Source organism: Xanthomonas vesicatoria ATCC 35937, assembly GCF_001908725.1.
GTDB lineage: Bacteria > Pseudomonadota > Gammaproteobacteria > Xanthomonadales > Xanthomonadaceae > Xanthomonas > Xanthomonas vesicatoria.
This window is the reverse complement of the sequence record NZ_CP018725.1, coordinates 4975936-5002039: the sequence shown is the minus strand read 5'-3', so window position 1 is coordinate 5002039 and position 26104 is coordinate 4975936. Positions and strand designations below refer to the sequence as shown.

Below are 26104 nucleotides of genomic sequence, written 5' to 3'. Positions count from 1 at the left end.
CGCGGCACCGCCAACGCGGTATCGCTTGATAGACCCGTGAGTGCCCGCCCAAGCCGGTTTGGTTGCAATCAGGCCGTGCGCGTGGGTATTGCAGGACTGGTTATCGACTGATTCGGCGGTGACAGAGCGCCACCAGCAGCGCCCCTGCGCACCAATCACCACGCTTGGGCGTGCTGACGACGCAGTCAAGAGTCAGCCCGCTGCTTCCGCCTGATGCGCAGTCAATGGCGGCGGCCGCGCGTCGTGGAGCGGCTAGCCGAACGTAGCGAGCAGCCCTCAGGTGGTGTGGACCGCACAGCGAATACCGGCGTGGACGTGGTCCATGCCGCACGGCGCACTGGCTGCGCCCGCATGGCGGTGCGCACAACTGCCTTTGTTAGCGTTTAAGCAATGGCACAAGCGCCCTCACTCCGACGGCGACGCCAGGCATTGCGCCCCACCGCCACCAGCACGCCCAAGCCCGCTCCACCGAGCAAACCGACCACCCAGATCATCGCCGTATTCGGAAACGCCCGTTGTTCGGGCACATACAACGGCCACGCCAACGAGGTTTGATAGGTGTAACGCGCGGTGAGCCGCGCGATCAGATCGTCGCGCTCGGTCTTGATCGCGCGGATGGTGGTGGTGTTTTCGGTCAGCAACACCCCGGCCAGCACCTGGGCCGGACTTGCTGCAGACCCGGGTCGCAGCTGAGTTTGCAGCTGCTCGCGCGTGCGCGTGGCAACGCGCAGATCCTCGTCAAGCCCCTGCAGGCGAGTCCGAGCAAGCGCGAGCGCAGCGGTATTGGTGTCGCCATGCAGGCTCTGCAATGCAGTGACGGTGGCAATCGCCAAGTTGCGCGCCTGCTGCGCGGATTCTGCGCGAATGGTCACCCCGATGAGATTGGCGTACGGGTCCGGATCGGGCTTCAGGCTGCCGCGATACAACTGCGCGGCACGGCTCTTGAGCGGCACCCCGGCCTGCTGCAGGACCGCGTCCTGAAACAGCCGCGTCTTCATGCGATCGATCACCCGTTGGAACGGCTCGACCTTGGGGTCGCGGCCGGCAGGCGTGGGGCCGATTTCGCCTACCTGGATCCAGGCGGTGGCTTCCCATTGCGGCTTCGCCACCCGCAAAAAGACGAAGGTCAGGCCGAGCACCAGCACCATCGCGGCTAGCGCCCAGCGCCACTCGCGCCGCAGGATGCGCCATAGGTCGATCAGGTAGATTTCGTCGTGTTGATTCATGGTGCGCAGGCTCTGAAACGTGACAGTGGGTTGCCGCGCTTACGCGACAGACGGATGTGCTGCATGGCGACTGGGCAACAACACGGTGCAGGCGTGCAGCACCAGGCATAGCGCAATGAAGCCGAAGTTGGTCCAGGTGAACGCCTGAGGTGCGAATGGCGACATCAGGCAGGCGTAGGCGATGCGCAGGAAGATCAGCACATGAAAAATCGAGAGCGAGCCATTGAGCCGGCGCACGCTCCACACCAGGCCGGCATACAGCGCCAATAGCGCCAGCAACGCACCCGGTGCGCCCCAGGCCATCAGAAACGGAAAGAACTCGGTGCCTACATTGATGTTGGGCGCATCTAGCGGAATGCTGGTGCCGGCGGTGGCAATCGACCCGCTGAACGGCACTAGCTGGTTAATCAGAAAACTGGCGTTTTCGTAGCCCTTGGCCAGGATGGCGCCAAAGTTGTAGGGCCCGGCGCTGATGTACAACAACAGCCACTGCATGCCTTGCGGCATGGCACGGTAGAACGCGCTGAACGGCAATGCCACAGTTGCCAGCGAGCCCGAACGCAAGGCGCCGAGCACCGAAAACACGCCGCCACCTGCCAATACCAGCACAGCGATGGTCTTCCACGGCAGCGGGCGCACCGGGTCACGCCGCAGCAACAACACCAGCACGAACGAGAACAGGCCGGCAAAGATACGATTGCGGTCGATCACCACGATCGGGAACACAAACCCAAACGTCACCATCGCCGCGCGCAGGCCGCGGTGGCGCACGCACAGCAATGCGATCGGCGGCAGGATCCAGCACATGTTGGAGATATGTCGCACATGCGAGCGCAACGGGCTCAAGGTGGCGTACGACGATGGATCGCTCAACAACGGAATCGGGAACAGGCCCACGTCGGCGATGCAGAACACTGTGACAACCACTGCCAGCGTCATCGCCACAAACGCATCGCGGGTGCCGGCGTAGCGATAGCCGCGGAAATTTTCGAAACTCGGGAGCTTGATTCCAACCAACACGTCCAGAGCAAATACGCCCATCGCCGCCGCAAGGAGCCAGCCGAGTCCTTGAGAGTACCCACGTGGAAGCTCGTAGGTCACAGCAGTGATGAAACAGCTGATGACGATGGGGATAGCCAGGTACGTATACGGCTTCCGCAGTAAGGATCCCACCGAAACGGTCATCCCAATACCCCCGCCTTCGAAGCCCCTTTCTTCGAACCGCACAGAGCAATGAAATTCCTTGCCGAATACGCCACAAGATGCCAGACGACGGCGAGATAACTTTTTTGCAAGAAAGAAATCTTTGCGCGTATCAAGCTCAACTTTGCGCGCAGCATCTTTAAGTCGGCATCCGTAAACAGATCACAGCTGCGCGCTGCAACCCTTGCAAACTCACTCAGATTCTCCAATCGCCGCTGGACATCGCGAGTCTTACTCACATTGGTCTCATGCAACCGATATGCACACACGACGACGTCAATAAATCCTAGATGATCGCGGGCGACCAATCGAAGAAAGAAGTCCCAATCCTCGATCTTGAGCGTCTCATCCCACGTCATCCCTTTATCGAAGGCGCTACGTCTGAGCATCATGACGGCACCACTAACCGCCCATTCGCTAATGACAGCTCGACGGATCCCTGCATCGGATTCATACAATTTCTGGTTAGCCAGGTGAAGGTCACGCATTGCACTTTGGTGCAATTGCCTGCCATCCGCATCGACAACGATCGCATCGCCGATGACAGCGGATTTACGCAAATTTCCCTCAAGATAAGCGACCTGCCTGCCGATACCGTCTCGAATCAGATAGTCGTCACTTGCAACGATGCGCAGATACTCACCCCGCGCACATCGCGCAGCCTCATTCAGCGTCGCTGTCACACCGCGATTGGCCCTCTGCACGAACTGCACCGGCAGCCGATGCCCGTGGGCGCCAATCCACTGCGCGATCTTCTCGCCAGTGGCATCGCTGGAGCCATCGTCGATGATGACGATCTCTTTGCACGGGTACGGGTCCTCCAAAACGCTGTCCAGGCAACGCTGGACGAAGCGCTCATGGTTGAACGCGGGGATCAGCACCGACACCAGCGGCCATCGGGCGCGCCCTGCCGGTTGCGTGCGCTCGTTCATGCCAGCTGCACCAGATAGCGCCGCACCACCACGACAGTGAACAGCAGATACAGCACGTAGTTGGCGACGAAGGCGTACATCGCGCCGATCAGCCCGAAGTGGGCGGTAAACAGGTACACCAATCCCAGATAGCTGGCGGCAAACGCGCACTCGGACACCACGAACAGGCGCGTCATGGCCTTGGCCAACATCACATACGACAACACGAAGGCGGCGATCTTGACCACATCGCCGACCAGCTGCGGGGCATACAGCGCTCTGGCCGCAGCAAACTGCGGGTCGAACAACAGCCAGGTCACCCAATCGCGGCAGAGATACACGCCCAACGCCATTACGATCACCGCCGGCATCACATAACGATACGCAGCGCGCAGCTCGCGCCCCAGTGCAGCGCGCGCATCCAGAGAGGCCAGCTTGGGCAGGTAATACACGTTGATGGCGGTGGTGAAAAATAGCAGATAGGCATCCGACACCCGGCTTACCGCCTGCCAGTAGCCCACCTGCTCCCACCCGAACCGGGCAACCAGGTGGTCGCGCACCAGAATGATCACCAGCTGCGGCACCAGCGTGGACGTGAGCGTCATCACCGAAAAGGCCGCCAGCCGGCGCGCCATGACGGCATCGAAGCGCGGGCGCAACATCTCGCGCCGGAAATACGGGCTGCACCGCAGCGCCGGCACCCCGGTCAACAGCCATACCACCTGCCCCAGCACCAGCGCGAGCAATGCGCCCTGCAGCTGCGCCATGTTCGATAGCCATGCCACCAATGCAACGCTCATTACCGCGCCACTCACCTGCACGATGGCCAGACGGCGCACATCCATGAAACCGTTGATCACGGCAAGAATGTAGTTGACCACCGCGATGCCCAACTGCGCCACCGCCAGCACGCAGATCAGCGGCTGGTAGCCGGCATCGCCCAACAGCCGCTCGGCAAGCAAGCCGCTGAACACAACTGCCAGCACCGCCAGCACGCAGGACGCACAAAAGGCATACCACAGGGCCGCGCTGAGCAGGCGCGCCTGCGCCTGCGGGTCGTCGCGATAGTCGGCGACGTATTTGACGATACCGGCGCTGATGCCACCGCCCGCCAGCACCGCCAACACCGACATCAAGTTGAGAAACTGGCCAAGTCGCCCCACGCCCTGCGGCCCGGCATAGACCGCCACCAACTTGACCACCACCAGCGCAGCGAGCAACTTCGCCAGCGTCGCGACGCCGGTGTAGGCGCTGCTGCGCACCAGATTCATGCGCTGGCGCCAAACGACTGGCAGGCGGCGATCACGCGCTCCACCGACGCCGTATCCAGTGCAGGGCCCATCGGCAGACTCAGCACCTCGGCGTGCAGGCGTTCGCTTACCGGCAAACAGGTATCGCCGAGCGTGGCGTAGGCCGGTTGCCGGTGCGGCGGCACCGGGTAATGGATCTGGGTGTGGATGCCATGGCGCAACAGATGTGCCTGCAGCGCATCGCGCTGCGGGCTGCGCACCACGAACAGATGCCAGACATGTTGTTCGTCGGACAACACCGTCGGCAAGACGATCAACGGGTTGTCGATGCCGTGCAGGTAACGTCGTGCCACCACGCGCCGCAACGCGATCTCTTCGTCCAGGTAGCCCAGCTTGACGCGCAACAAGGCGGCCTGCAGCTCGTCCAGGCGCGAGTTCACGCCTTGGTAAAGATGGTGATACTTCACTTCCGAGCCGTAGTTGCGCAGCGCGCGAACGCGCTCGGCCAAGCGCGCATCGGAGGTAACGACTGCGCCGCCGTCGCCCAATGCACCCAGGTTCTTGGTCGGAAAAAAACTGAACGCGGCGGCATCGCCGAAGGCGCCCGCGCGTCGGGCGTGCATCGTTGCACCGTGCGCCTGCGCGGCATCTTCGATCAGCAGCAAACCGTAGCGATGCGCCAGCGTCTGCAGCGCCGCCACGTCGGCCAGTTGACCGTACAAGTGCACCGCCATGATGGCGCGGGTGCGTGGCCCGATCGCCTTTTCCACGCTGGCGGGGTCCATGTTGAAGGTGGCCGGGTCCGGTTCCACCGGCACCAGCACCAGATGGTTCTGGCTGATCGCCAGAAATGTCGCGATGAAGGTGTTGGCCGGCACGATGATTTCATCGCCCTCGCGTAGTACGCCCAGTTCGCGATAACCGCGCAGGATCAGCGACAACGCGTCCAGCCCGTTACCCACGCCCACCGCATGCGCCGCACCGCAGTAACTGGCGAATTCTTCTTCGAACGCAGCCAGTTCCTGGCCGAGCACATACCAACCGGCATCGATCACCCGCGCGGCAGCGGCTTTGAGTTCATCCGCGTAGCGTGCGTTGACTGCGCGCAAATCCAGGAACGGCACATCCATCAAGCCGACCATTTACGACTGCGCTCCCAGCAGTGCGACCCTGCCCGTGACAATGCCGGCGTGTGCACTCAACTGTTCCTTTTGCCCACGCACTTCGCCCAGGAATTGGTCGTAATCCAGGATGTAATCGCCCGGGTCGTAGAACTGATCGGCCAGCACCATCAGCACGCAGTCCGGGCTGAAATGGTGCAGATCGCGCCATACCATGCGGCCCAGCAGCAGACCTTGCGAGGGGTCGCTCAAGGTCACTTCGGTCGGGCCATCGCCCCTGCCTTCGTCCAGCAGGATCGTCACCGAGCCATGCAGCGCCACCGCAAGCTGATTGAGCCGGCGGTGCGCATGCTGGCCACGGTGCACGCCGCTGCGGGTGCCGAACAGGTAATACACGCGGCGTATTTCGAACGGGACATTGCGCTCCTGCTCCAACGAAATGAGCAGGCCGCGATCGTCGCCGTGGGTATGCAACTGGATTGGTTCGAAGGCCATGGTTCCGGGGCGTAACCGCATGACTGCACGTAGTGCGACATGCCTGAGTGCGTCGGGATGCGCGAAAGGTTGCGCCAGGTCACGGCATGCGAAGCCACGTGCGCGCAAGCGCAATCGCAATCGCACGTTGAACGTGCGCCGGCACGATAAAAATTCGTTGGGCCGATGCAACCTTTCATCGGTAGCGCCGCACATATCGGTGCACGTTCACCTGGCCGCAGTTCCGGCCGGCGTGGGAAGCCAGGCCTGGCAGCGCAACAGCATTGCCGGAACCAACGACCACCACCGGTGAGGACACCCACCAGATGCATTCTTCCCCCCAGGCGCCCGACACGGCAGCCACCGGCAGCGCCACACCGCTGCCTTCTTCGTCGCCTGCGGCGCCGGCAGCGCGCGTCACGCCCTTGCCCAAGCCGATGCGCGTGCTGCACTGGCTCACCGTGCTGTGCCTGGTGATGGCGGCCAGTCTGATCCTGCTGCGCGCCGAGCTCGATGGGCGCGCATTGCGTCAGTGGCTGCTCGAAGGCCATCGCCATTTCGGCCTGATGGTGTTGCTGCTGTTCGTGTTGCGCGTCGGCCTGCGGCTACGGCTGCGCACACTGCCGCCCGGCCCGCCCGCACCGTTGATCACGCGCCTGGCCGCAGGCGGCACCCATCTGGCGATGTACGGGCTGATGCTTGCGCTGCCGTTGATAGGTTGGTCGCTGAGTAACGCGTTTGGCAAGACGGTCTATTTGTTCGGTCTGGCGCTGCCGAATCTCATCGAAGCAGACCCGGATCTGGGCGACACCCTGGGCGTGTGGCATTTGAACGCCGCCTGGGCGCTGCTGGCGCTGGTGATCCTGCATATCGGCGCTGCGCTGTGGCACCACCTGGTGCTGCGCGATGGCCTGCTGTACCGCGTGCTGCCGGGCAAGCGCGCATGAGTCGCCGCAACTCCCTCGCCTTCGCCCGTTCTCTTTCCGTCGAACCCCGCACCGTCGAACAAGGACTTTCCATGCCTGTTTCCCAGCCTGCTTCGCCTCGCGCCAACGCATCGCGCGCCGCCTCCCTGACGTCCTTGTTGTGCGTGTCCGGCCCGTTGCTGCTGCTGGCCAGTACGCAGGCACAGGCGATTCCCTCGTTCGCCCGGCAGACCGGTTCTTCGTGCGCGGATTGCCATATCGGCTCTTATGGTCCCTCGCTGACGCCCTACGGCATGCGCTTCAAGCTGGGCGGCTTCACCGATACCAATGGCGAAGGCACCAAGATTCCGGTGTCCGGCCAGATCACCTGGGCGCGCAACAATCCCAGCCGCGGCGACAGCACCGCGCGGCTGACCCAGGCCGATCTGTATCTGGCCGGCCGGGTCAACGACAACATCGGCGGCTATTCCAAGATCCGCTCCAACAACAGCGGCAACGCCACCTTCGATACGCGGCTGGACGATGTGGATCTGCGTTTTGTCAGCAAGCCGTTCCAGATGGCCGGCAAGGACACCATGATCGGCGTCAGCGTCAACAACAACCCGGGCATCTCCGACCCGGTGCATGTGTTGCCGAATGCGTCCACCCTGACGCCGGCGTCCAATGGCGGCGCGTCCACCATGCTCAGTTCCTCGTCGCTGTCCAACCGCGTCATCGGTGCCAGCGTGTACGGGCTGTACGACAAGAACTGGTACGGCGAAGTGGGCAGCTACAGCGCGTTGTCGCCATCTGCGCAGGATCGCCTCGGCTGGCCGATCAACGGCGACCCGGGCAAGCTCAGCGACACCACCTACGCACGCGTGGCGTATATGAAGGACATGAAGCGGCAGTTTTTCTCGGTGGGCCTGACCGCGCTCAACACGCGCCGCCAGCGCCCGCGCAACGGACCCAGCGACGATCTCACCGACTTCGGCTACGACCTGACCTATCAGTTCCTCGGTACCCGCGAGCATGTGGCGTCGCTGGCCTACGTCAACATCTACGAGCGCCGCAAATACGGCAGCCCGCTGCTGTCGTCCGACCCGACCATGCCGGCGCTGGACCGCGGCAGCGTGCGCGACCAGACCTTCAGCGTGAACTACGCGTTCAAGCAGACCTACGGCGTGCTGGCCGCGCACATGATCAACACCGGCTCGTTCGATGCGGCACGCTATTCGCCGGTGGGCATTCCGGACACCACCAGCAACCTGATCCTGCTGTACTGGACGCCGTTCGGCAAGGAAGGCACCTACACCACGATCGCCAACCTGCGTCTGTCGGCCGGCTGGTTCCGGTTCGACAAGTTCAACGGCAGCACGTCCAACGTGTTCCGCGGCCCGCCGATCACCAACCCGCGTGATCTGGACAGCTTCACCATGTCGGTCAATCTGACGTTCTGATTCCCCACGCGTAAGGACCCCCATGAAGTCATTCCACACCACACTGTTATGCGCTCCCCTTGCCGGTTTGCTGCTGGCCGGGGCACTGCTGCCCGCCTCGGCACGCGCCGCCGATGGCAAGAGCGTGTTCATCAGCGAATGCGCCGAGTGCCATAGCGCAACGCAAGGCAAGAACAAGAAGGGCCCCTCGCTATTCGGCATCGTCAACCGTCCCGCCGGCACCGTCGCGGACTTCAGCGGCTACTCGGCCGATCTCAAGCCGGGCAAGGGCACGTGGAGTACTGCTAGTCTCAAGGATTTCCTCAAGAAGGATTCCAAGGCCACTTTTCCGAATACGAAAATGAAGTACGAAGGACTCGAAGACGAAAAGGAACTGGACGCGCTGATCGCTTACCTCAATACCTTGCGTTGAGGATAAGCCGGCCCGCGTCGGCAGCACGGGCCGGCCCGACACCCAGGGTACAAGCGGACCCGGTGCAGGCCTGCACCGACGCGCCGGTGCCTTGAATTACCCGCGCAGGCCTGAACGCGATGCGCGCCATTGTGAGGATCGCTTCAAGCCCGGTACAGCACGCCGGCCGCAGTGTCCGCGGCCTGCATCCGGGTCACCGCTGCGCCTGCAAGGCGTGTACGGCCCGCGTTGCCTGACACGAACCCTTCGCGTATATGGACGGAACCGCCACACACAGGGCGGTCTCGCCTAGCGTGATGGGTCACTATCGCGCACCGCCACGGTTCACGCCTGCCTTGTTGAACGCTTCGTCCGCCCAGCAGCCCCCTCCCCGCCCGCGGCGCCATGGCGCCCGCGACGGGCAGCCATGGCCTGGAAGCGGCTCATCGAGACAGCAATGCCCTCACATGTTGTCAGCTGTGCCTTGCCAGTTACGGCGCTGCCGGCATTGTCGGCGGGTCCTGCGACGCCAGCCCCTGGGGATACGTCGCGCGTTGCTGCTTGCGCTGATCATGAGCCCCTGCGGGACCGCATTGGCTGACAACGTGGGCGGCGCAGTGGCCGTGGCGTCCACCCTGATCGACCGCGGCATCTCCATCGCGCCCAACCGCGTCACCCTGCAGGCAGCCGGCTACTGGCTGCCAGCACCCGGTTGGTCGGTCTCGGCCTCCGTGGCGCTGCAATCGCCTTCCTTCAGCGACCCGGTGGCGCTCACCTTGCAGGGCGCGCGTGGCTGGATGCTGGGCGATCGCTGGCAGATGCAGGCCAGCCTGTTGTATTACGCCTATCCGGCCGACCGCCAGTCGCGCACCTTCGACCGCCAGGAAGCCAGCCTTGCCTGGTCCTACCGCGACACGCTCACCTTCTCGCTCTCCACCTTCAATTTTCCGCGCGCGCAACGCTCGCCCTGGAACATGGTGGTCGACGTCACCGCCAACGTGCCGTTGACTGGGGATTTCAGCCTGTCGGCCGGCGCGGGCATCTCCGATTTCCCAGCCATGTCCTACGGCGCCGCCAGTTCCGGCCGCTATCGGTATGGGCAACTGGGCCTGAAGTGGAGCCGCGCGGCATGGACAGTAAAGTTGGACCGGGTTGTGACCAGCGACAACACCCCTCGCGCGCAAGGCGGCCCCGGCGAAACGCCGTGGGTGGGCATGGTCTCTCGCACTTTCTGATCCACACGCAACCTTTTCTCTGCCTGGGGGCACCTAGAGGTGTCTTACGCCATGTCTGCTTCGATGAATGACTCCGATACCCTGGGCGACGCCACCGACCGCATGCTGCTGCGCCGCATGGCTGCGGGCGATCGCGATGCCTTGGCGAGCATGTACCACAGCTACCACGGCCGCTTGTGCCGGTTCCTGTCGCGGCTGACGCGCCGCCCGGACATCATCGAAGAAGCCATCAACGACTGCTTCTGGATCGCCTGGCAAAAGGCCGGCGACTTCCGCGGCGACTCGCAGGTGTCGACCTGGATCATGGGCATCGCCTACCGCTGCGGACTCAAATGCCTGCGCCAGCACGACGGTGAGGCCATCGACGACACCGCAATGGTGGAAGACCACGCGCCCAGCGCCGACGACAATGATGACCGAGAGCTGCGCGACTGGCTGGACAAGGGCATGGAACGGCTGTCGCCGGATCAGCGCCTGGTGATCGAGCTGGTGTACGGCGTCGGCCACAAGCTGGAAGAAGTCGCCGAAATCATGCAGTGCCCGGTGGGCACGATCAAAGCCCGGCTGTTTCATGCGCGGGTCAAATTACGCAATGTGCTGCCCGGCCTCGCCGGCAACCCCCCTTATACGGAGACCCTGCAATGAAGACGTTTTTCATCGCGCCTGGCAAGGAATGCTCGCACGCCTGGGAACTGATGCCGGCCGTCTTGCTGGACAGCGCCACCGAAGAAGAAAATGCCTGGCTGATCGCACACGTGGCCAAATGCACCTCGTGCAGCGCCGAGTTCGCTCAGCAAAATCGCCTGCGCCAAGCGCTGGCGCTGCCGTGTGCGGTCAAGCTGGACGCCAATGCCGGGCTGCAACGCCTGCTCGGCCGCCTGGATGCGCCCGAGACGCGGATGGCGCCAGCACCGGTTCCGGCTGCACGTCGCTCCGGTAGCTGGACCGTGCGTGCACTGGCCGCCGCCGCGCTGGTGCAGGCCATCGGCCTGGGTGTCATGGGCGTCAAGCTGGCCTCGCCGGCACCATCGCACGACTACCGCACGCTCAGCAGCGCCACTGCATTGCCGGTGCCGCAGGGCGCCATCCGCGTGGTGCCGGACGCCAGCATGACCGTGGCCGACTGGGATCGCCTGCTGCATGCACAGCAGCTGCAGGTGATCGGCGGTCCCAACGACATGGGCGCCTATACCGTGGTGCCCGCCGCGCCGCAGCCGCCGGCCCAGCCGCAGCGGACCGTGCAGCAACTGCGCGCCAACCCGGGCATCCGGCTGGCCGAGATCGTCTCCGCCCCATGAGCCGTTTTCTCGCCATCGGCATGCTCCTCGCACTGGCCGGACTGGGCCTGCACGGCAACGCGCAGGCCCAGGACACCGGCACCGTTGCCGCGCCCGCCGATGCGCATACGCCCGACAGCAGCCGCGACATCCTGCTGGCGGTGGCCAATCCGCTCAGCGCACCGCCGGCCCGTGCCGGCTCCAGCCTGATTGGCTATGCCTCCAGCTATTACGGCGCCGGCCAGAAGGCGGCCGTGCGCATGGAAGCCATCAAGCAGCGTTACAAGCTGCGCGAAGTGTCCGGCTGGCCGATCACCTCACTGGGGCTGTATTGCGCTGTGCTGCAGCCGCCACCCGGCGTTTCGCGCGATGAGCTGGTCACCGCCCTGGCCAACGACGAAGGCGTGGAGCTGGTGCAGCCGGTGCAGGATTTCTCGGTGTTTTCGGCCGATGCGGCGGAAAAGACCACACCGCTGTCCAGCTACAACGACCCGTACGTGGACATGCAACGCGGCTTCATCGATACCGATGCCGCCAGCGCACAGGCCGTCACCCAGGGCCGCGGCGTGGTGGTGGCGGTGGTCGATACCGGTGTGGACACCAACCACCCCGATCTGAAGGCGCGCATCCGCGACGTGCACGACCTGGTCGACGACAAGCAGGGCATGACCAGCAGCGATTCCCACGGCACCGAAGTGGCTGGGATCATCGCCGCCGGCAGCAACAACCATCAGGGCATCGTCGGCATGGCGCCCAAGGCCATGCTGAGCGTCTACAAGGCGTGCTGGTACGCGGCCACCGTTGGCGCGACCGCACGCTGCAACACCTTCACCCTGGCCAAGGCGCTGGCGGCGATCAACAACAGCTCCGCGCGCGTGGTCAACCTGAGCCTGGGCGGCCCGGCCGACCCGCTGCTGAGCAAGATGCTCACCCATCTGGTGCAGCAGGGCCGCATCGTGGTGGCTGCCATGCCACCGAACGGGCGGCTGGACGGCTTTCCCAACGATGTGCCGGGCGTGCTGGTGGTGCGCAGCAGCAGCGCCACCGCCGCCATGCCCGGCGTGCTCAGCGCACCCGGCAAGGACATCCTGACCACCCAGCCGAACGGGCGTTACGACTTCACCTCCGGCTCGTCGATGGCCACCGCGCATGTCAGCGGCATGGCCGCGCTGCTGCTGTCGCTGTCGCCGTCGATGGATGCCACCGCGCTGCGCGAGCTCCTGCAGCGCACCAGCAAGGTCTCCGACGGCCAGTTGCAGGTCAACGCCGGCGCCGCGGTCGATGCGCTGTTGCCTTCCAAACATTCCAACTGACGACACCGGCATGGCCAAGTGGATCCCGTTGTGGCTGCACAAGCTCAGCTCGCCGCCGATGTTTTATCGCTTTGCGGGCGTGGTGCGCCCCTGGGCAATGGCGCTGGCGCTGCTGCTAGCCGCAGTGGCCGCATACGGCGGGCTGGTACTGGCGCCGCCGGATTATCAGCAACACGATGCCTACCGCATCATCTTCATCCACGTGCCCAGCGCCTGGATGAGCCTTTTCATCTACGCCGCGATGGGCGTGTCGGCGTTCATCGCGCTGGTGTGGCGGATCAAGCTCGCCGAAGTGGTGACCATGGCATCGGCACCGATCGGTGCGGCCTTCACCTTCATCACCCTGTGCACCGGTTCGCTGTGGGGCAAGCCGATGTGGGGCACCTGGTGGACCTGGGACGCGCGGCTGACCTCGGAATTGCTGCTGTTGTTTCTGTATCTGGGCGTGCTGGGGCTGTACCACGCAGTGGAAGACCGTCGTCAGGCGATGCGTGCCGCCGGTCTGCTTGCGCTGGTCGGCCTGGTGAACCTGCCCATCGTGCATTACTCGGTGGTGTGGTGGAACACGCTGCACCAGGGCTCCACCGTGCGGCTGCTCGGACCGTCGAAGATGGGCGCGGACATGCTGTGGCCGTTGCTGACGATGATGCTGGCCACCAAGTGCTACTACGTCGCCAGCCTGTTTGGCCGCGTGCGCGTGGACCTGCTGGCGCTGGAAAGCGGCAAGGACTGGGCACGCCGCATTGTATTGACGGAGCGCACTGCATGAGCGGGTTTTTGGCGATGGGCGGCTACGGCCAATACGTGTGGACGTCGTATGCATTGTTCGTGTTGGTGCTGCTGGCCGACCTGGCGGCGCCGTGGTTGCGGCGCCGGCGCCTGCCGCGCGAGCTGCGTGGCCAGCTGCAGCGGCAAACCCCGCGGCGTCTGCGCAATCAACCCGCGCCAACGCTGGAGCGCGACGCGCCATGAATGCAACGCGCAAACAACGCCTGTGGCTGGTGCTTGGCGTGATCGCCGCCGCCGCGCTGGCGGTGACGCTGATCGTGCTGGCGCTGCAGCGGAACATGAGCTACCTGTTCACGCCCAGCCAGGTCCGCGCCGGCGAAGCGGCCAGCTATCAGCAATTTCGTCTCGGCGGCATGGTCAAGGCCGGCTCGATCCAGCGCGCAAGCGACTCGCTGAAAGTCAGCTTCACCGTCATCGATAAACATGCAGCCACCCAGGTCGAGTACACCGGCATCCTGCCGGACCTGTTCCGCGACAACCAATCGGTGATCGCCAACGGGCGCATGCATGGCGAGCGTTTTGTCGCTAACGAAGTCCTGGCTAAGCACGACGAAACCTACATGCCGAAAGAACTCAAGGACGCGATGGCCGAAGGCCATGTCGGCAAGCCGATCCCCGCTACCGCCGTGCCGCTGGCCGCACCGCGTTGATGCGGCATCGGCTGCACGTCGCCTACTCGATGACCTCTTTCCTGCCGCACCTTGCGACTCACTCATGACGCCTGAACTCGGCCAGATCGCACTGATCCTGGCGCTGCTGCTTTCGCTTGCCCAGGGCGTGTTGCCGCTGATCGGTGCCTGGCGCGGCAACACTGCATTGATGGGCATTGCGCGGCCGGCAGCGGTCGGCCAGGCGGTGTTCGTGTGGATGGCATTCGGCCTGCTCGCCTGGTCGCTGCTGTCGCTGGATTTTTCGGTGGCTTATGTCGCTGCCAACGCCAACATTGCCCTGCCCTGGTATTACCGCTTTGCCGCGGTGTGGGGCGCGCATGAAGGCTCGTTGCTGCTGTGGATCGCCATCCTGGCGACATGGACGGTGTTGCTGGCCGCTTTCAGCCGGCATCTGCCGCAGCACTTCGCCGCTCGCGTGCTGGCGGTGCTGGGGCTGGTGTCGGTGGGCTTTTTGGCTTTCATCCTGCTGACCTCCAATCCGTTTGGGCGGCTGTCGCCGATTCCGCTGGACGGCAACGAGCTCAATCCGGTGTTGCAGGACCCGGGCATGACCTTCCACCCGCCGGTGCTGTACACCGGCTACGTCGGCTTCTCGGTGGCGTTCGCGTTTGCGGTGGCGGCCTTGCTGGGCGGCGAGCTGGAACAGGCCTGGGTGCGCTGGGCGCGGCCGTGGACCAATGTGGCCTGGGCCTGCCTCACCGCCGGCATCGTGGCCGGCAGCTGGTGGGCGTACGCAGAACTGGGCTGGGGCGGCTGGTGGTTCTGGGACCCGGTGGAAAATGCCAGCTTCATGCCGTGGCTGGTCGGCACTGCGTTGATCCATACCCAGGCGGTCACCGAAAAACGCGGCAGCCTGCGTGCATGGACCATCCTGCTGTCGATCCTGGCGTTCTCGCTGTCGCTGCTGGGCACCTTCCTGGTGCGCTCCGGCGTGCTGACATCGGTGCATGCCTTCGCCGCCGACCCGCGACGCGGGCTCTACATCCTGATCTTCCTGGTAGCCGTGGTGGGCGGCTCGTTGCTGCTGTACGCCCTGCGCGCACCGAAGATCGCCAGCGGCAAACCGTTTGCCGCCGCCTCGCGCGAGACGGCCATCCTGATCGGCAATCTATTGCTCACCGTCGCCGCCGCGATGGTGTTGCTGGGCACCTTGTTCCCGCTGATCGCCGATGCGTTCGGCCTGGGCAAGGTGTCGGTGGGGCCGCCGTATTTCGGCTTATTGTTCCCGTTACTGATGCTGCCGGTGGTGCTGCTACTGCCGTTCGGCCCCTATCTGCGCTGGGGTCGGGCCGACGCTGCACCATTGAAGGCATTGGGTGCGCGCGCCGGCATCGCTGCAATCGCCTGCGCACTGGTCGGCAGCCTGTTCGCCGATGGTCAGGCCAAGGCGATTGCCGGCATTGGCGTGGCGGCCTGGGTGGCTTTCGGTACCGCGCTGTACGTATACAAGCGCTGGCATGAGATGCCGCGCGGCCGACGCTTTCCCGCGGAGATGGCCGGTATGTTGATTGCGCATGCGGGCGTGGCTGTATTCGTTGCCGGCGTACTGGTGTCGGAAAGCCTGTCGGTCGAACGCGACGTGCGCGTGTCGCCCGGCCAGAGCGCCGAAATTGCCGGCTACGCTTTCCGCTTCGACGGCGTGCAGCTGGTCGACGGGCCGAACTGGAAGGCCGAACAAGGCAGCGTGCAGGTCAGTCGCGATGGCAAGGTCATGGCTCAATTGCATCCGCAAAAACGCCTGTACAGCAGCGAACGCATCCAGACCGAATCGGCGATCGACCCAGGCATCACCCGCGATCTGTATGTCGCGCTCGGCGAGCCGCTGGACGATCAGCACATCGAACACGATTGGACTTTGCGCCTGTACTACAAGCCCTTTATTCGCTGGATATGGGCCGGCGGCCTGTTGATGATGCTGGGCGGCTTCGTCAGCGCCTGCGCACGGCGCTTTCGCGCGCCGGTGTCTGCAGCAGCCACGGCCGCTACGGCGCCGGCATACGATGCGCACCTCATCGCGCAGGAGTCGCACCCGTGAAGCGCATGCTGCCCTTGCTGGGGTTCTTGTTGGTCGCCGCACTGTTCGGTTTCGGCATCTACTGGACCATGCAACACAACCCGCGCGATGTGCCTTCGCCGTTGATCGGCAAGCCGGCACCGGCATTTTCGCTGCCGCGGCTGGATGCGCCCGATCAGCACGTCACCCGCGCGCAACTGCTGGGCAAGCCGTATGTGCTCAATGTGTTCGGCAGCTGGTGCGCAGAATGCGTGCACGAGCATCCGGTGCTAATGGCGCAAGCCAACCGCCTCGGTGTGCCCCTGATCGGCTACAACTACAAGGACGCCCCGGCCGATGCCACCGCCTGGCTGGCACGCTTGGGCAACCCGTACGCCGTGGTCATCGCCGATGAAGACGGCCAGACCGCCATCGATTTCGGCGTGTATGGCGCACCGGAAAGCTTCCTGATCGATGCGCAAGGCGTGATCCGTTACAAGCACATCGGCGTGCTCACCCCCGATGTCATCAACGCTGAGCTGCTGCCCGCAATCGCCGCGCTGCCCGAGGGGGCACAGTGATGCTGGGCTATGGCCTATTTCAGACACATCGGCGTCACCAGGCGCGCAAGCTGCGCCTGTTGCTGGTGCTGCTATTGGGCATAGTGCTTGCGCCCTGCGTGCAAGCACAGGCGGTGGATCCACTGCCATTCAAAAACCGCAGCGAAGAAGCGCGGTATCAGCAACTGACCGCGCAACTGCGTTGCCTGGTCTGCCAGAACGAGAACCTGGCCGATTCCAACGCCGCGCTGGCGCGCGACCTACGCCATCAGGTCTTTGCGCAGCTCCAGGCCGGCAAGAGCGATGCGCAGATCAAGCAGTACATGGTCGACCGCTATTCGGATTTTGTGCTGTATGACCCGCCGGTCTCGCGCGGCACCTGGCTGTTGTGGTTTGGGCCGTTGCTGATGTTGGGCGCCGGCGCCGCGGTGGTGATCCACACCGTGCGCAAGCGTGCACGTATCGGCCCGGCCGTGGCCCCGCAGGCGGAGGAGGACTGGTGATGACGGGCTTTTATGTCCTGAGCGCTGCGCTGGTGGTGCTTGCGCTGCTGCTGTTGCTGCTCCCGCTGCTGCGCACACCCAGGCGAAACGGCAATGCGCGTTACACGTTGCCGATTCTGCTGGTCCTGGGCCTGCCCATCGCCACCGCTGGCCTGTATCGGCTGGTCGGCGCGCCGGATACGATCGCGCATCCGGTGTACGCGACCGCACCACAGACCGCTCCAACCACACCGGCTCCTGCTGCCAATGACGCGCCGCCACAATCCAGCGCTGCCGAACAGGCGCAATTGGCGGCGCTCACCTCATGGATGCAACAGGCCAAAGCGCACGAGCAGAACAATCGCTCCGCCGAGGCGCGCGATGCCTACGCGCAGGCGCTGAAGATCGCCCCCGACACCAGCGCCGCCATCGTCGGTTGGGTCGCCGCCGACATGGCAACGCACAGCGATTTCGCCATCGATGCGACCTCTCGGACGCGGCTGCAGCAGTTGATCGCGCGCGAGCCGGACAATCAGCGCGGGCTGTGGCTACTCGGCATCAGCGACTTTCAGCAGCACGACTACGCTGCAGCCACCAACCATTGGCGTCATCTGCATGGACTGCTGGAGACCGGCTCGCCGATGCAGAAGGCGGTGGCAGACAAGATTGCCGTGGCCGAATCGATGGCCAGCGCGCGGCAATCCGGGCGTGCTGCACGCTGAAAACAGCGGCGCACGCTGCGTACAAGCGTGCCTGAGGCGTCTACGTCCGCCCGCCAAGCTCGCCGTCAGCGACGATGGTGCACTGCGCAGGTGCGTAGACGCAGAAAAATATGCTGAAAGTGGACCGCATCAGGTTGAAGGCGCAGCCTGCACCTGCATGTATGTAGGCAATCGACGCGGCTACCAAGAAGTGTTGAGCAAGCCGTGCGGCAGATCCAAGGCCTGCCTCGCTCAGGACGACGGCCCCAGCACCTCGTGCAGCTTCCCGCTGAACTCGCCCAGCGTAAACGGCTTGGCGATCATGCTCATGCCCTCGGCAAGAAATTCGCCGCGGTCACGTGCGGTCTCCGCGTAGCCGGTCATGAAGATCACCGGCAGATCGCGGCGCGACTGTCGCGCGATCTCCGCCAACTGGCGTCCGTTTAGCCCGGGCAGACCGACATCGGTCACCAGCAGATCGATCCGTCGCTGCGAGGCCAGGATCGGCAGCGCGGCATCGGCATCGGCGACCACCTCCGCCTGATAACCCAACTCGCCAAGCAGCTCGGTCACCAGCAGGCGCACCTGTTCGTCGTCTTCCACCACCAGCACCTGTTGCCCTTGTCCGGCCACCACCGCGCCGGTTTGCGGCCCGATCGCCACGCTCTGCGCCTCAACACCGGCCGGCAGATACAGGCTCACCGTGGTGCCCACGCCCACTTCCGACTCCACCCAGACCTGCCCGTTGGACTGCTGCATGAAGCCATAGATCATCGACATGCCCAGGCCAGTACCCTGCCCGATCGGCTTGGTGGTGTAAAACGGCTCGAACACGCGCTCCAACACATCGGCCGGCATGCCGGTGCCGGTATCGGCCACCGACACCACGGCGTAGTCGCCCGGCGCCAGGGTGATGCCGCGGCCAAGTTCGAGCCGGTGTTCGTCGACATGCAGATGCCGAGTGGAAATGCGCAACTGGCCGCCATCCGGCATGGCATCGCGGGCATTGATGGCCAGGTTGATCAACGCGCTTTCCAGCTGGTTTTCATCCACATACGCCTGCGGGAGCGCAGTGCAAAGATCGGCTTCCATGCGTACCGACTCGCCCAGCGTACGCGCCAACAATTCCTGCAGCGACACCACCAGATCGTTCAACTGCAGATGCCGCGCCTGCAGCGATTGCCTGCGCGAAAACGCCAGCAGGCGCTGGGTCAGAGCGGCCGCGCGCAAGGCCGAGGCCGAAGCCACATCAAGAAAGCGCCCCAGTCCCTCGGTCCGCCCCTGGTCGATGCGCAGGCGCGCCAAATCCAGTGCCGACAGGATGCCGGTCAGCATGTTGTTGAAGTCGTGCGCAATGCCGCCAGTCAACTGACCTACCGCTTCCATCTTTTGTGCCTGACGCAGCGCTGCCTCGCTCGATTCGCGCGCCAGCATCTGCTGCTGCAGCTCGGCGGTGCGCTCGGCCACCTTGGCCTCGAGCACATTGGCCTGCTCCTGGATCGATTCCATCGCCAGCGCACGCGCGGTGACATCGGTTGCAAACACATGGAAACCATCTACCTGGCCATCCGCATCGAAGCGCGGCATGTAGCGGATTTCCGCGTCGCGGCGCCGCCCATCGGCGTGCGGCCAGCTCGCTTCCACGGTGAGCGCCTGACCGGCCAACGCCGCCTCGATCCAGGCCCGCCGCTCGCGTACCACCGCAGGCCCCACCACATCCACCAGCGGCTTTCCGACCACATCTTGCGGCGGAATACCGATCCAGTCTTCGTAGGAGCGATTGGCGAAGCGGTACACCAGATTTTTGTCGATAAAAGCGATCAACACCGGCAAGGCGTCGGTAACGCGGCGCAGCTCGGCTTCGCTCAACGCAAGTGCCGCCCGGCCTTCGGCCAGCTCGGCCATCTGATCGCGGATGACGAACTGTTTTTGTCGTGAGCGCAACGCATTGGAAATCGCGCTCAACAACGACGACGAACTGAGCGGGCGCTCCAGCTCGATGACATTGGTCATCTCGGCAGGCAGGCTTGCGCGGCGCCCGTGCTGGCTGCCACGCGGCGCACGCAACAGCACAAACGGAATATCCGACCACGCTGCCTGCCCTTGCAGGATCTGCTGCAACTGCTGCAAATCGCCGCCGACAGCTTCTTCGGTCAATACCACCACGCCGGAGCTATCGAGCAGATCGCCGGCCAAGGCCGCCAACGTCGCGTAGACCCGGCACGTCAGTCCACGCTCACCGACGATGGTCGCAATACTCTCCGCATCGCGGCCGAACGGCGCAATGATGTGGACGACCGAGCCATCCGGTTCACGGTTGGTCAAGTGCACGGTCCAGCAACGGCGTGCCGTCTCCAACAAACTGCGGAGTGCCAGTCAGCACACCATGGAACTTTTCCAACGGCTCGCTCAAGTGCAGGCCGCTGCCGGTGATGCGCATCTCGCGAATCGAATCTTCGTGCGCGCCGCTGCGGTTTTTAATAACCGACAGTGCCTTGCGAATCCGTCCCTGCGCTTCGAAGAAACGAAACAAAATGACGGTATCGGCCATGTAGGAGATATTGAGATTGCCGGTGGACATCGTCCCCACCAGACCATGTTGCGGATTGATCAGGAATGTGGTCACGCCGCTCTGGTTGAGATAGGACAGCAGCTCATGCATCTGCAGCATCAGCTGTTTTTCCTGCGGCATCGACGATAGATAGCCGTTGAGGCTGTCGATCACAAGGATGCGGCAGTTGCGTGCCTCCACGCTTTCGCGCACCGCCCAGGCGAACTCCCCGGGGGTCAGCTCGGCTGGGTCCATCTGGTGAAGCTCCAACATGCCCGATGCCAGATGCTTGCGCAGATCCATGCCCAGATGTTCGGCACGCGTCAGCAAGGTCCCAGTACGCTCGTCGAATTGCAGCACGCAGCAATGCTCGCCCCGCTCGCAGGCGGCACTAACATATTGGAGGGCGACATTGGTCTTGCCCGAGCCAGCCGGACCGGTCAACAAGGTACTGGTGCCGCGCAAAGGGCCGCCATGCAACAACGCATCGATGCGCTCGACCCCGCTGGACACCGCATCGCCCACGAACGGCAAATGGTGATCGGCCGCGATCAAACGCGGGTAGATGCGCATCCCACCTGTGGCAATCGTAATATCGTGATAGCCAGCGATGAAATTGACCCCACGCAGTTTTTGCACTTGCATGCGGCGCCGCGCTGCGCCGAAATCCAGCGTCATGCGCTCCAGCGAAATCACCCCGTGGCAGAGGCTGTGCAAGTGCGCATCGCGCTGGCCGTTTTCGTCGGTGAGGTCATCGACCAAAAAGACGGTGATGTTGCGCGGCGCAAAGAATTGCTTCAACGCCAGTACCTGACGCCGGTAACGCAGCGAGTCCTGCGCCAACAGACGCAGCTCGGACAGCGAGTCAAATACCACACGCGTCGGCTTGACCCGATCGACCTCGGCCTGGATCAGCTTGATCGTGCCATCCAGTTCCATTTCCCAGGGATGCAGAATGGACTGCTGGCGCCCGTCGCCGAGAAACGCTTCGGCCGAAGCCAGCTCGAAGATGTGCAGGGCCTTCAGCGACCAGCCATGCGACCCGGCAACCTCGTTGAGCTCGTCGATGGTTTCCGACAAAGTGACATACAGGCAGCTCTCGCCTTTCGCGGCGCCATCGAGCAAAAACTGCAACGCCAACGTGGTCTTGCCTGAGCCCGGTTGGCCTTCGAGCAGGTACAGCCGGTTGGCCGGTAGGCCTCCGCGCAAAATGGTATCGAGCCCTGTCGTCCCGGTGGTGATGCGGTTTGCGATCATCGGCTTAACGTTTTCCATACGCGTAAATTTAGCATGCGCACGCCGTCGCACCGCACGAAGGACTGAACTGATCAGCTTGTCTGGCCTGACGTGTCGCGCAAGTTGTCTGCTTTTGGCGCCCTAACGACCGGCTAATCGCGCATGTCGCAGGATTTTCAAAGATTGGCATCTTCCTCAGCATCTCACCGCTGCGTGTGACAAATCCGACATATTCGTCACGGGCGCGCGAATAGCCTTGGTGGTGAAGCAGTTCGCATTGTTGCGATCGCTTGAGGACAGCGGTGAACGACGCATCATGTAACGCACGTATTCTGTTGGTCGAAGACGACGACGCCATTCGCGCGATGACCGCAGACATCCTTTGTGACGAGGGCTACCAGGTCGTCGTATCGGCCGATGCCGAGCAGGCGATGGAGCAGCTTACTGGGGCGTGTCCGTTCGACCTGCTGTTGTCGGATATCTGCCTTCCCGGAATGAACGGACGCGACCTGGCCGACAATGCGCGGCGCCTTTATCCGGCCTTGCCGATCATTTTCATGACCGGTTACGCAGGTGCCAGCGCCAAGCGAGCGGATTTCCTGGATACCGGCATGCGCTTGTTGACCAAGCCATTTTCACTGCGCGACTTGCTGGGCATCGTGCAGACAGTCCTGTAGCGGGTTAACCGACAGCAGGACATGCCCATCGCGCTGAGCAAAAGCGTAAGCGCAGGTCGTACGCGCTGTCGAGCACGGTTGCATGCGAAGCATGGGTGCACTGGCCCATGCCCGTGTCGTCTACAGGGCTGCTCAGCCACCACCTATTGCACATGCCGCTGCAGGAGTTGCGCAACGCGCTGCTTCAGATCGGTCGCCAGGAACGGCTTTGTCAACACTTCCATGCCATCGTCTAGCTGGCCTGCGCCCACCGCCGCAGTTGCCGCATAGCCGGTTACGAATAGCACCGGAAGTGAGGGCCGATACTGCCGGCCCGCATCGGCCACCTGACGTCCGTTCAACGCCCCGGTCAGGCCGACATCGGTCACCAATACATCGATTGGCTCTAACGAGCGCAAGCGCTCGACCGCAGCGCTGCCCTCGGATGCTTCGATGACGCGGTAGCCGGCTTCGGTGAGCACCTCGGAGATCAAGATGCGGATTGCGGTTTCATCCTCAACCAGCAAGATCGTGCAACTTTGCACTGCAGGGTGCTGCGGCTGCTCTAGTGCGGCAGCTTCTTGCTGCACATGCGTGCCGGTGAAGCGCGGCAGGTACAGCGCCATGGTCGTGCCAACGCCCACTTCCGAATCGATGCGCACATGCCCGCCCGACTGCCGGGTGAAGCCGTAGATCATCGACAGACCTAGTCCGGTGCCCTGCCCGATCGGCTTGGTGGTGAAAAACGGCTCGAAGACCTTGGACATGACCTCCTCCGTCATGCCGGTCCCGGTGTCCTGCACGCTCAGGCAGACGTAATCGCCAGGCGGCAAATCCAGATGCTGGGCCGCGGCCGAATCCAGAGAACGGTTGTGCAGGCTGATCGTGAGCCTGCCACCATCGGGCATGGCATCGCGCGCATTGAGACATAGGTTCAGCAATGCATTTTCCAGCTGCGGGGCATCCACCAGCACCTTCCACGGTTGCGGTGCCGGCGTGACTTGCAAGGTAATCGACGGCCCTAGGGTCCGCGAGATGATTTCGCGCATGCCGTGGATCAAAGCGTCTACTTCCACAGCACTGGGGGCGAGCGTCTGCCGGCGCGAGAACGCCAGTAGGCGTTGCGTCAGTGCGGCGGCGCGCGCGGCGCTGGTCTGCGCCATTTCCACATAGCGTTCCAGCCGGTCGTACTTGCCTTGTTCCACCCGTGCCTGCAGCAGTTCCAACCCCACCGTGATGGAGGTCAGCAGATTGTTGAAGTCGTGTGCCAGGCCACCGGTGAGCTGCCCCACCGCCTCCATCTTCTGGCTTTGGCGCAGTTTTTCTTCGGCAAGCAATAACGCAGCGCTCCGCTCGCGTACGCGTTCTTCCAGGGTTTCGGTAAGCAAGCGCAATTGCTCTTCGGCTTGGCGTCTGTCACTGACATCCGAGGCCGTGCCAAACCATTCTTCGATACCGCCATCTGCATCGAGCAACGGCACTGCGCGCAACAGCGTCCAGCGTATCTGCTGATGTCTGTCCAGCACGCGTAGCTCCAGCTCCAGGGCAGCCTTGTCGCTGATCGCAGCGTGGACGGCCTGCGCCAACGACGCACGATCATCCGGATGAATCCATTCCTGCTGCCAGCGTGCATTGGCCGGACGACCGTCGTCCAACAAGCCATTGCCCGCATGCAGGCGCAACGCACTCCAGTCTGCCGTTGCAGAAAAGATCGCTTGCGACGACGCGCGCACCAAGGCATCCAGCCGGCGCTCGCTCTTGATCAACGCTTCGCTGGCAAGGCGCTCGACAGTGCGATCGCGCAGCACTTTGACAAATCCGATCGCCACGCCGGTTTCTTCTCGCAGCACCATCAGCGACCCATTGGCCCAGAACCGCTCGCCGGATTTGCGCATATGCCAGCGCTCGTCCATGCCGCTGCCACTCTCCAGCGCTGCGGCAGCTTCAATGAGAATTTGTCGACGGGCCACATCTTCCGGGGTAAATGTGCGCTCTAGCGATTGCCCGAGCATTTCGGCCTCGGTCCAACCCAGAATACGGCGCGCCCCTTCGTTCCACGAAGTCACCCGGCCGCGCATGTCGGTCGCGATGATCGCGTAATCCATGACGCTATCGAGTATCTGCCGGTTGCGCACCTCCGCCTCGCGCACAGCGCGTTCCAGGCTGATGCGATCGGTGATATCCAGGCCTTGCACGAAGATGCCGGAGACAGTGCCGTCGGCGCCGGCAATCGGCTGGTACACCAGATCCAGCAGACGTCGCTCGGTCGGACCACCTGGCACTGCCTGGACGTCGTACACCAAGGCATTGGCCGCATATGCGCGCCCGGACCGATACACTTCATCCAGACGGCGCACATGTCCCTGCTCAAGCGCATCGGGCAACGCCTCAGCGAGCGGCCGCCCGATCACGTCGCGGTGGCCGATCAAGCGTGAGTAACAGGGGTTGGCGAACTCGACGCGATGCTGCGGCCCGCTCAAAAACGCCATGAACATCGGCGCCTGCTCGAACAAGCGAATCAGGCGCTCGTGCTCGTCCGCCAACCGTGCCTGCGCCCGCATGCGCGCGGTCACCTCATTGGTGACGCAGAACGCGCCACCGATGCTGCCATCGTCCGCGTAGATTGGCGAAAACGAAAAGGTCCACCACGTGTCTTCCGGCACGCCATAACGGTTCATGGCGATCGGTACTTCTTCGAAGCGCGATGCGTTTCCGACAAAGGCCGCCTCGATCGGCGCACGCACTGCCTCCCACGCATCAGCCCATAGCTCGCGCAATGGCGCGCCTAGTGCATGCGGTTGACGCGGCCCCAGGATCGGCGCATACGCATCGTTGTAGAAAAACGTCAGTGCCTCGCCCCACACCAGATACATGCTTTCCGGTGAAGACAGCAGCAGATCGATCGCATTGCGCAACGGCGATGGCCATTGTGCCGACGGCCCCAGCGGTGTGGCATCCCAGTCGTACGCCCGTACGGCTTGCGCCATGGCGCTGTCGCCATGTGGAAATGTCGTCCTCATGCCACCCGCATCCACTGGACCGTATGCCGCAGAGGAGGCGCACGACGCGACTGCATCGCTACGCCGTGTGCGCCCTGATGACTGTTCATCCATCCGTGCATCTGTGCCAAACCGTTAAAGAGCCCAAGACCACGCGGTGCATCGCCAACAGCACGATCGACCGCCCATACCGCCGCCATCATCCGACCTAAGGCGGGTGGCGTCCATCCAACCGCCTGTGCTGCCGCCGGCGCGTGCGGACAGCGCCACGGTACTGCGCAGCGCGTGAGGATAGGCGTTAGCCTGAAACGACCAGCAAACCCTGGCCTGCAGTTGGCAGTTAGACGAGCGGTCGTCCAACGCAGCGCGTCCTCGCATCCACCTTACCGATGTAGACGATTGAAGGGCGCGCCTGCACGTCCGCAGCTCCATTACTAGAAGATCGGAAGCGCGCTTGCCGGCGACTTCCGCTGCGGCCAGGCAATTCCGGCTATGCGCGGCGGTTGCACCGCCAGACCCGGGTAGGAAGGGAAGACGAAGGAACAGTCCGGCTGCGCATATTGATCAATCGCAGTCGCCCAGATCCCGGACCTGCAGCCGGGTGCCTGTACTTGTGACTTGATCGCTTCCGGGCAACGCACGCAGCAGCGTGCATGAGACCTGCTGGCTGCCTGGGCCTATCCGACCTTATCTACCGCTC

The 26104-nt window shown here is 63.7% G+C and carries 24 protein-coding genes and 1 other RNA gene; 15 read left to right on the top strand and 10 right to left on the bottom strand.

All coding sequences use genetic code 11. The annotated features are described in order from the left end of the window. Nucleotides 1-250: 250 nt before the first annotated feature. From BJD12_RS21910 to BJD12_RS21880, 7 genes are all read right to left on the bottom strand, one after another. Nucleotides 251-324, bottom strand: a non-coding RNA gene (locus BJD12_RS21910) — sX9 sRNA. 59 nt (nt 325-383) lie between these two features. Further along, entirely contained in the window at nt 384-1226 is an 843-nt protein-coding gene (locus tag BJD12_RS21905; protein WP_005992475.1) for a Wzz/FepE/Etk N-terminal domain-containing protein, read from the bottom strand. 39 nt (nt 1227-1265) lie between these two features. Continuing rightward, on the bottom strand, nt 1266-2399 hold the full coding sequence (locus tag BJD12_RS21900) for a hypothetical protein (RefSeq protein WP_042827998.1): 1134 nt from the start codon (nt 2397-2399) through the stop codon (nt 1266-1268). Nucleotides 2400-2407: 8 nt separating this feature from the next. Continuing rightward, nucleotides 2408-3361, bottom strand: a complete 954-nt coding sequence (locus BJD12_RS21895) for a glycosyltransferase family 2 protein (protein WP_058564017.1) — start codon at nt 3359-3361, stop codon at nt 2408-2410. Beyond that, nucleotides 3358-4611 (bottom strand): O-antigen translocase, encoded by a 1254-nt coding sequence (locus BJD12_RS21890; protein ID WP_058564016.1) that lies wholly within the window; start codon nt 4609-4611, stop codon nt 3358-3360. The genes BJD12_RS21895 and BJD12_RS21890 overlap by 4 nt, the downstream gene beginning before the upstream one ends. After that, on the bottom strand, nt 4608-5732 hold the full coding sequence (locus BJD12_RS21885) for a DegT/DnrJ/EryC1/StrS family aminotransferase (RefSeq protein ID WP_005996331.1): 1125 nt from the start codon (nt 5730-5732) through the stop codon (nt 4608-4610). Before BJD12_RS21885 ends, BJD12_RS21890 begins: the two co-directional genes overlap by 4 nt. After that, on the bottom strand, nt 5733-6206 hold the full coding sequence (locus BJD12_RS21880) for a sugar 3,4-ketoisomerase (RefSeq protein WP_005996332.1): 474 nt from the start codon (nt 6204-6206) through the stop codon (nt 5733-5735). A gap of 305 nt (nt 6207-6511) precedes the next feature. Between BJD12_RS21880 and BJD12_RS21870 the strand changes: the two genes are divergently transcribed. From BJD12_RS21870 to BJD12_RS21805, 14 genes are all read left to right on the top strand, one after another. Continuing rightward, entirely contained in the window at nt 6512-7132 is a 621-nt protein-coding gene (locus tag BJD12_RS21870; RefSeq protein WP_139052615.1) for a cytochrome b, read from the top strand. Between the two features lie 71 nt (nt 7133-7203). Then, a complete protein-coding gene (locus BJD12_RS21865) occupies nt 7204-8550 on the top strand; it encodes a hypothetical protein (RefSeq protein ID WP_039423022.1) in 1347 nt (448 codons plus the stop codon). Nucleotides 8551-8572: 22 nt separating this feature from the next. After that, on the top strand, nt 8573-8962 hold the full coding sequence (locus BJD12_RS21860) for a c-type cytochrome (protein WP_005996339.1): 390 nt from the start codon (nt 8573-8575) through the stop codon (nt 8960-8962). 446 nt (nt 8963-9408) lie between these two features. Continuing rightward, nucleotides 9409-10176, top strand: a complete 768-nt coding sequence (locus BJD12_RS21855) for a TorF family putative porin (RefSeq protein ID WP_050812904.1) — start codon at nt 9409-9411, stop codon at nt 10174-10176. A gap of 51 nt (nt 10177-10227) precedes the next feature. Next, on the top strand, nt 10228-10821 hold the full coding sequence (locus BJD12_RS21850) for a sigma-70 family RNA polymerase sigma factor (RefSeq protein ID WP_005996343.1): 594 nt from the start codon (nt 10228-10230) through the stop codon (nt 10819-10821). Continuing rightward, nucleotides 10818-11474 carry a zf-HC2 domain-containing protein gene (locus BJD12_RS21845; protein ID WP_005996345.1) on the top strand — a complete coding sequence of 219 codons (657 nt, stop codon included), beginning with the start codon at nt 10818-10820 and terminating at the stop codon, nt 11472-11474. The genes BJD12_RS21850 and BJD12_RS21845 overlap by 4 nt, the downstream gene beginning before the upstream one ends. Beyond that, complete coding sequence (locus BJD12_RS21840) at nt 11471-12766, top strand: S8 family serine peptidase (RefSeq protein ID WP_005996346.1); 1296 nt, start codon at nt 11471-11473, stop codon at nt 12764-12766. Before BJD12_RS21845 ends, BJD12_RS21840 begins: the two co-directional genes overlap by 4 nt. Nucleotides 12767-12776: 10 nt before the next feature. Continuing rightward, nucleotides 12777-13535: a heme ABC transporter permease CcmC gene (gene ccmC / locus BJD12_RS21835; protein WP_005996349.1), complete on the top strand. Its 759-nt coding sequence runs from the start codon at nt 12777-12779 to the stop codon at nt 13533-13535. After that, a complete protein-coding gene (gene ccmD, locus BJD12_RS21830) occupies nt 13532-13738 on the top strand; it encodes a heme exporter protein CcmD (protein WP_005996351.1) in 207 nt (68 codons plus the stop codon). Before ccmC ends, ccmD begins: the two co-directional genes overlap by 4 nt. After that, nucleotides 13735-14205, top strand: coding sequence for a cytochrome c maturation protein CcmE (gene ccmE / locus BJD12_RS21825; RefSeq protein ID WP_005996353.1), 471 nt, complete (start codon nt 13735-13737; stop codon nt 14203-14205). The genes ccmD and ccmE overlap by 4 nt, the downstream gene beginning before the upstream one ends. A gap of 64 nt (nt 14206-14269) precedes the next feature. Beyond that, entirely contained in the window at nt 14270-16261 is a 1992-nt protein-coding gene (locus BJD12_RS21820; RefSeq protein ID WP_005996355.1) for a heme lyase CcmF/NrfE family subunit, read from the top strand. Next, a complete protein-coding gene (locus BJD12_RS21815; RefSeq protein ID WP_042828535.1) occupies nt 16258-16800 on the top strand; it encodes a DsbE family thiol:disulfide interchange protein in 543 nt (180 codons plus the stop codon). Before BJD12_RS21820 ends, BJD12_RS21815 begins: the two co-directional genes overlap by 4 nt. Continuing rightward, on the top strand, nt 16800-17282 hold the full coding sequence (locus BJD12_RS21810; RefSeq protein WP_005996359.1) for a cytochrome c-type biogenesis protein: 483 nt from the start codon (nt 16800-16802) through the stop codon (nt 17280-17282). The genes BJD12_RS21815 and BJD12_RS21810 overlap by 1 nt, the downstream gene beginning before the upstream one ends. Next, nucleotides 17282-17983, top strand: coding sequence for a tetratricopeptide repeat protein (locus BJD12_RS21805; RefSeq protein ID WP_005996361.1), 702 nt, complete (start codon nt 17282-17284; stop codon nt 17981-17983). The genes BJD12_RS21810 and BJD12_RS21805 overlap by 1 nt, the downstream gene beginning before the upstream one ends. 231 nt (nt 17984-18214) lie before the next feature. Here BJD12_RS21805 and BJD12_RS21800 read toward each other — a convergent pair whose 3' ends face one another. Beyond that, the gene (locus BJD12_RS21800; protein WP_039422996.1) at nt 18215-20287 is read right to left on the bottom strand and encodes an ATP-binding protein; all 2073 of its coding nucleotides are present in this window, start codon (nt 20285-20287) and stop codon (nt 18215-18217) included. Further along, a complete protein-coding gene (locus BJD12_RS21795; protein WP_005996364.1) occupies nt 20274-21788 on the bottom strand; it encodes an ATPase domain-containing protein in 1515 nt (504 codons plus the stop codon). The genes BJD12_RS21800 and BJD12_RS21795 overlap by 14 nt, the downstream gene beginning before the upstream one ends. Before the next feature lie 293 nt (nt 21789-22081). Here BJD12_RS21795 and BJD12_RS21790 point away from each other — a divergent pair, with 293 nt between their 5' ends. Continuing rightward, the gene (locus tag BJD12_RS21790; RefSeq protein ID WP_042828540.1) at nt 22082-22426 is read left to right on the top strand and encodes a response regulator; all 345 of its coding nucleotides are present in this window, start codon (nt 22082-22084) and stop codon (nt 22424-22426) included. A 143-nt stretch (nt 22427-22569) separates the two neighbouring features. Here the strand turns inward: BJD12_RS21790 and BJD12_RS21785 are convergent, their stop codons facing one another. Continuing rightward, nucleotides 22570-25425: a hybrid sensor histidine kinase/response regulator gene (locus BJD12_RS21785; RefSeq protein ID WP_005996368.1), complete on the bottom strand. Its 2856-nt coding sequence runs from the start codon at nt 25423-25425 to the stop codon at nt 22570-22572. Nucleotides 25426-26104: the final 679 nt, after the last annotated feature.

What these genes read in the sequence shown, in the direction of transcription:
- BJD12_RS21895 (WP_058564017.1), bottom strand. Translation starts at nt 3,361, where the DNA reads ATGAACGAGCGCACGCAACCGGCAGGGCGCGCCCGATGGCCGCTGGTG.
- BJD12_RS21805 (WP_005996361.1), top strand. Translation starts at nt 17,282, where the DNA reads ATGACGGGCTTTTATGTCCTGAGCGCTGCGCTGGTGGTGCTTGCGCTG.
- ccmE (WP_005996353.1), top strand. Translation starts at nt 13,735, where the DNA reads ATGAATGCAACGCGCAAACAACGCCTGTGGCTGGTGCTTGGCGTGATC.
- BJD12_RS21795 (WP_005996364.1), bottom strand. Translation starts at nt 21,788, where the DNA reads ATGGAAAACGTTAAGCCGATGATCGCAAACCGCATCACCACCGGGACG.
- ccmC (WP_005996349.1), top strand. Translation starts at nt 12,777, where the DNA reads ATGGCCAAGTGGATCCCGTTGTGGCTGCACAAGCTCAGCTCGCCGCCG.
- BJD12_RS21865 (WP_039423022.1), top strand. Translation starts at nt 7,204, where the DNA reads ATGCCTGTTTCCCAGCCTGCTTCGCCTCGCGCCAACGCATCGCGCGCC.
- BJD12_RS21890 (WP_058564016.1), bottom strand. Translation starts at nt 4,611, where the DNA reads ATGAATCTGGTGCGCAGCAGCGCCTACACCGGCGTCGCGACGCTGGCG.
- BJD12_RS21860 (WP_005996339.1), top strand. Translation starts at nt 8,573, where the DNA reads ATGAAGTCATTCCACACCACACTGTTATGCGCTCCCCTTGCCGGTTTG.
- ccmD (WP_005996351.1), top strand. Translation starts at nt 13,532, where the DNA reads ATGAGCGGGTTTTTGGCGATGGGCGGCTACGGCCAATACGTGTGGACG.
- BJD12_RS21820 (WP_005996355.1), top strand. Translation starts at nt 14,270, where the DNA reads ATGACGCCTGAACTCGGCCAGATCGCACTGATCCTGGCGCTGCTGCTT.
- BJD12_RS21905 (WP_005992475.1), bottom strand. Translation starts at nt 1,226, where the DNA reads ATGAATCAACACGACGAAATCTACCTGATCGACCTATGGCGCATCCTG.
- BJD12_RS21870 (WP_139052615.1), top strand. Translation starts at nt 6,512, where the DNA reads ATGCATTCTTCCCCCCAGGCGCCCGACACGGCAGCCACCGGCAGCGCC.
- BJD12_RS21840 (WP_005996346.1), top strand. Translation starts at nt 11,471, where the DNA reads ATGAGCCGTTTTCTCGCCATCGGCATGCTCCTCGCACTGGCCGGACTG.
- BJD12_RS21845 (WP_005996345.1), top strand. Translation starts at nt 10,818, where the DNA reads ATGAAGACGTTTTTCATCGCGCCTGGCAAGGAATGCTCGCACGCCTGG.
- BJD12_RS21855 (WP_050812904.1), top strand. Translation starts at nt 9,409, where the DNA reads ATGTTGTCAGCTGTGCCTTGCCAGTTACGGCGCTGCCGGCATTGTCGG.
- BJD12_RS21785 (WP_005996368.1), bottom strand. Translation starts at nt 25,425, where the DNA reads ATGAGGACGACATTTCCACATGGCGACAGCGCCATGGCGCAAGCCGTA.
- BJD12_RS21850 (WP_005996343.1), top strand. Translation starts at nt 10,228, where the DNA reads ATGTCTGCTTCGATGAATGACTCCGATACCCTGGGCGACGCCACCGAC.
- BJD12_RS21880 (WP_005996332.1), bottom strand. Translation starts at nt 6,206, where the DNA reads ATGGCCTTCGAACCAATCCAGTTGCATACCCACGGCGACGATCGCGGC.
- BJD12_RS21885 (WP_005996331.1), bottom strand. Translation starts at nt 5,732, where the DNA reads ATGGTCGGCTTGATGGATGTGCCGTTCCTGGATTTGCGCGCAGTCAAC.
- BJD12_RS21810 (WP_005996359.1), top strand. Translation starts at nt 16,800, where the DNA reads ATGCTGGGCTATGGCCTATTTCAGACACATCGGCGTCACCAGGCGCGC.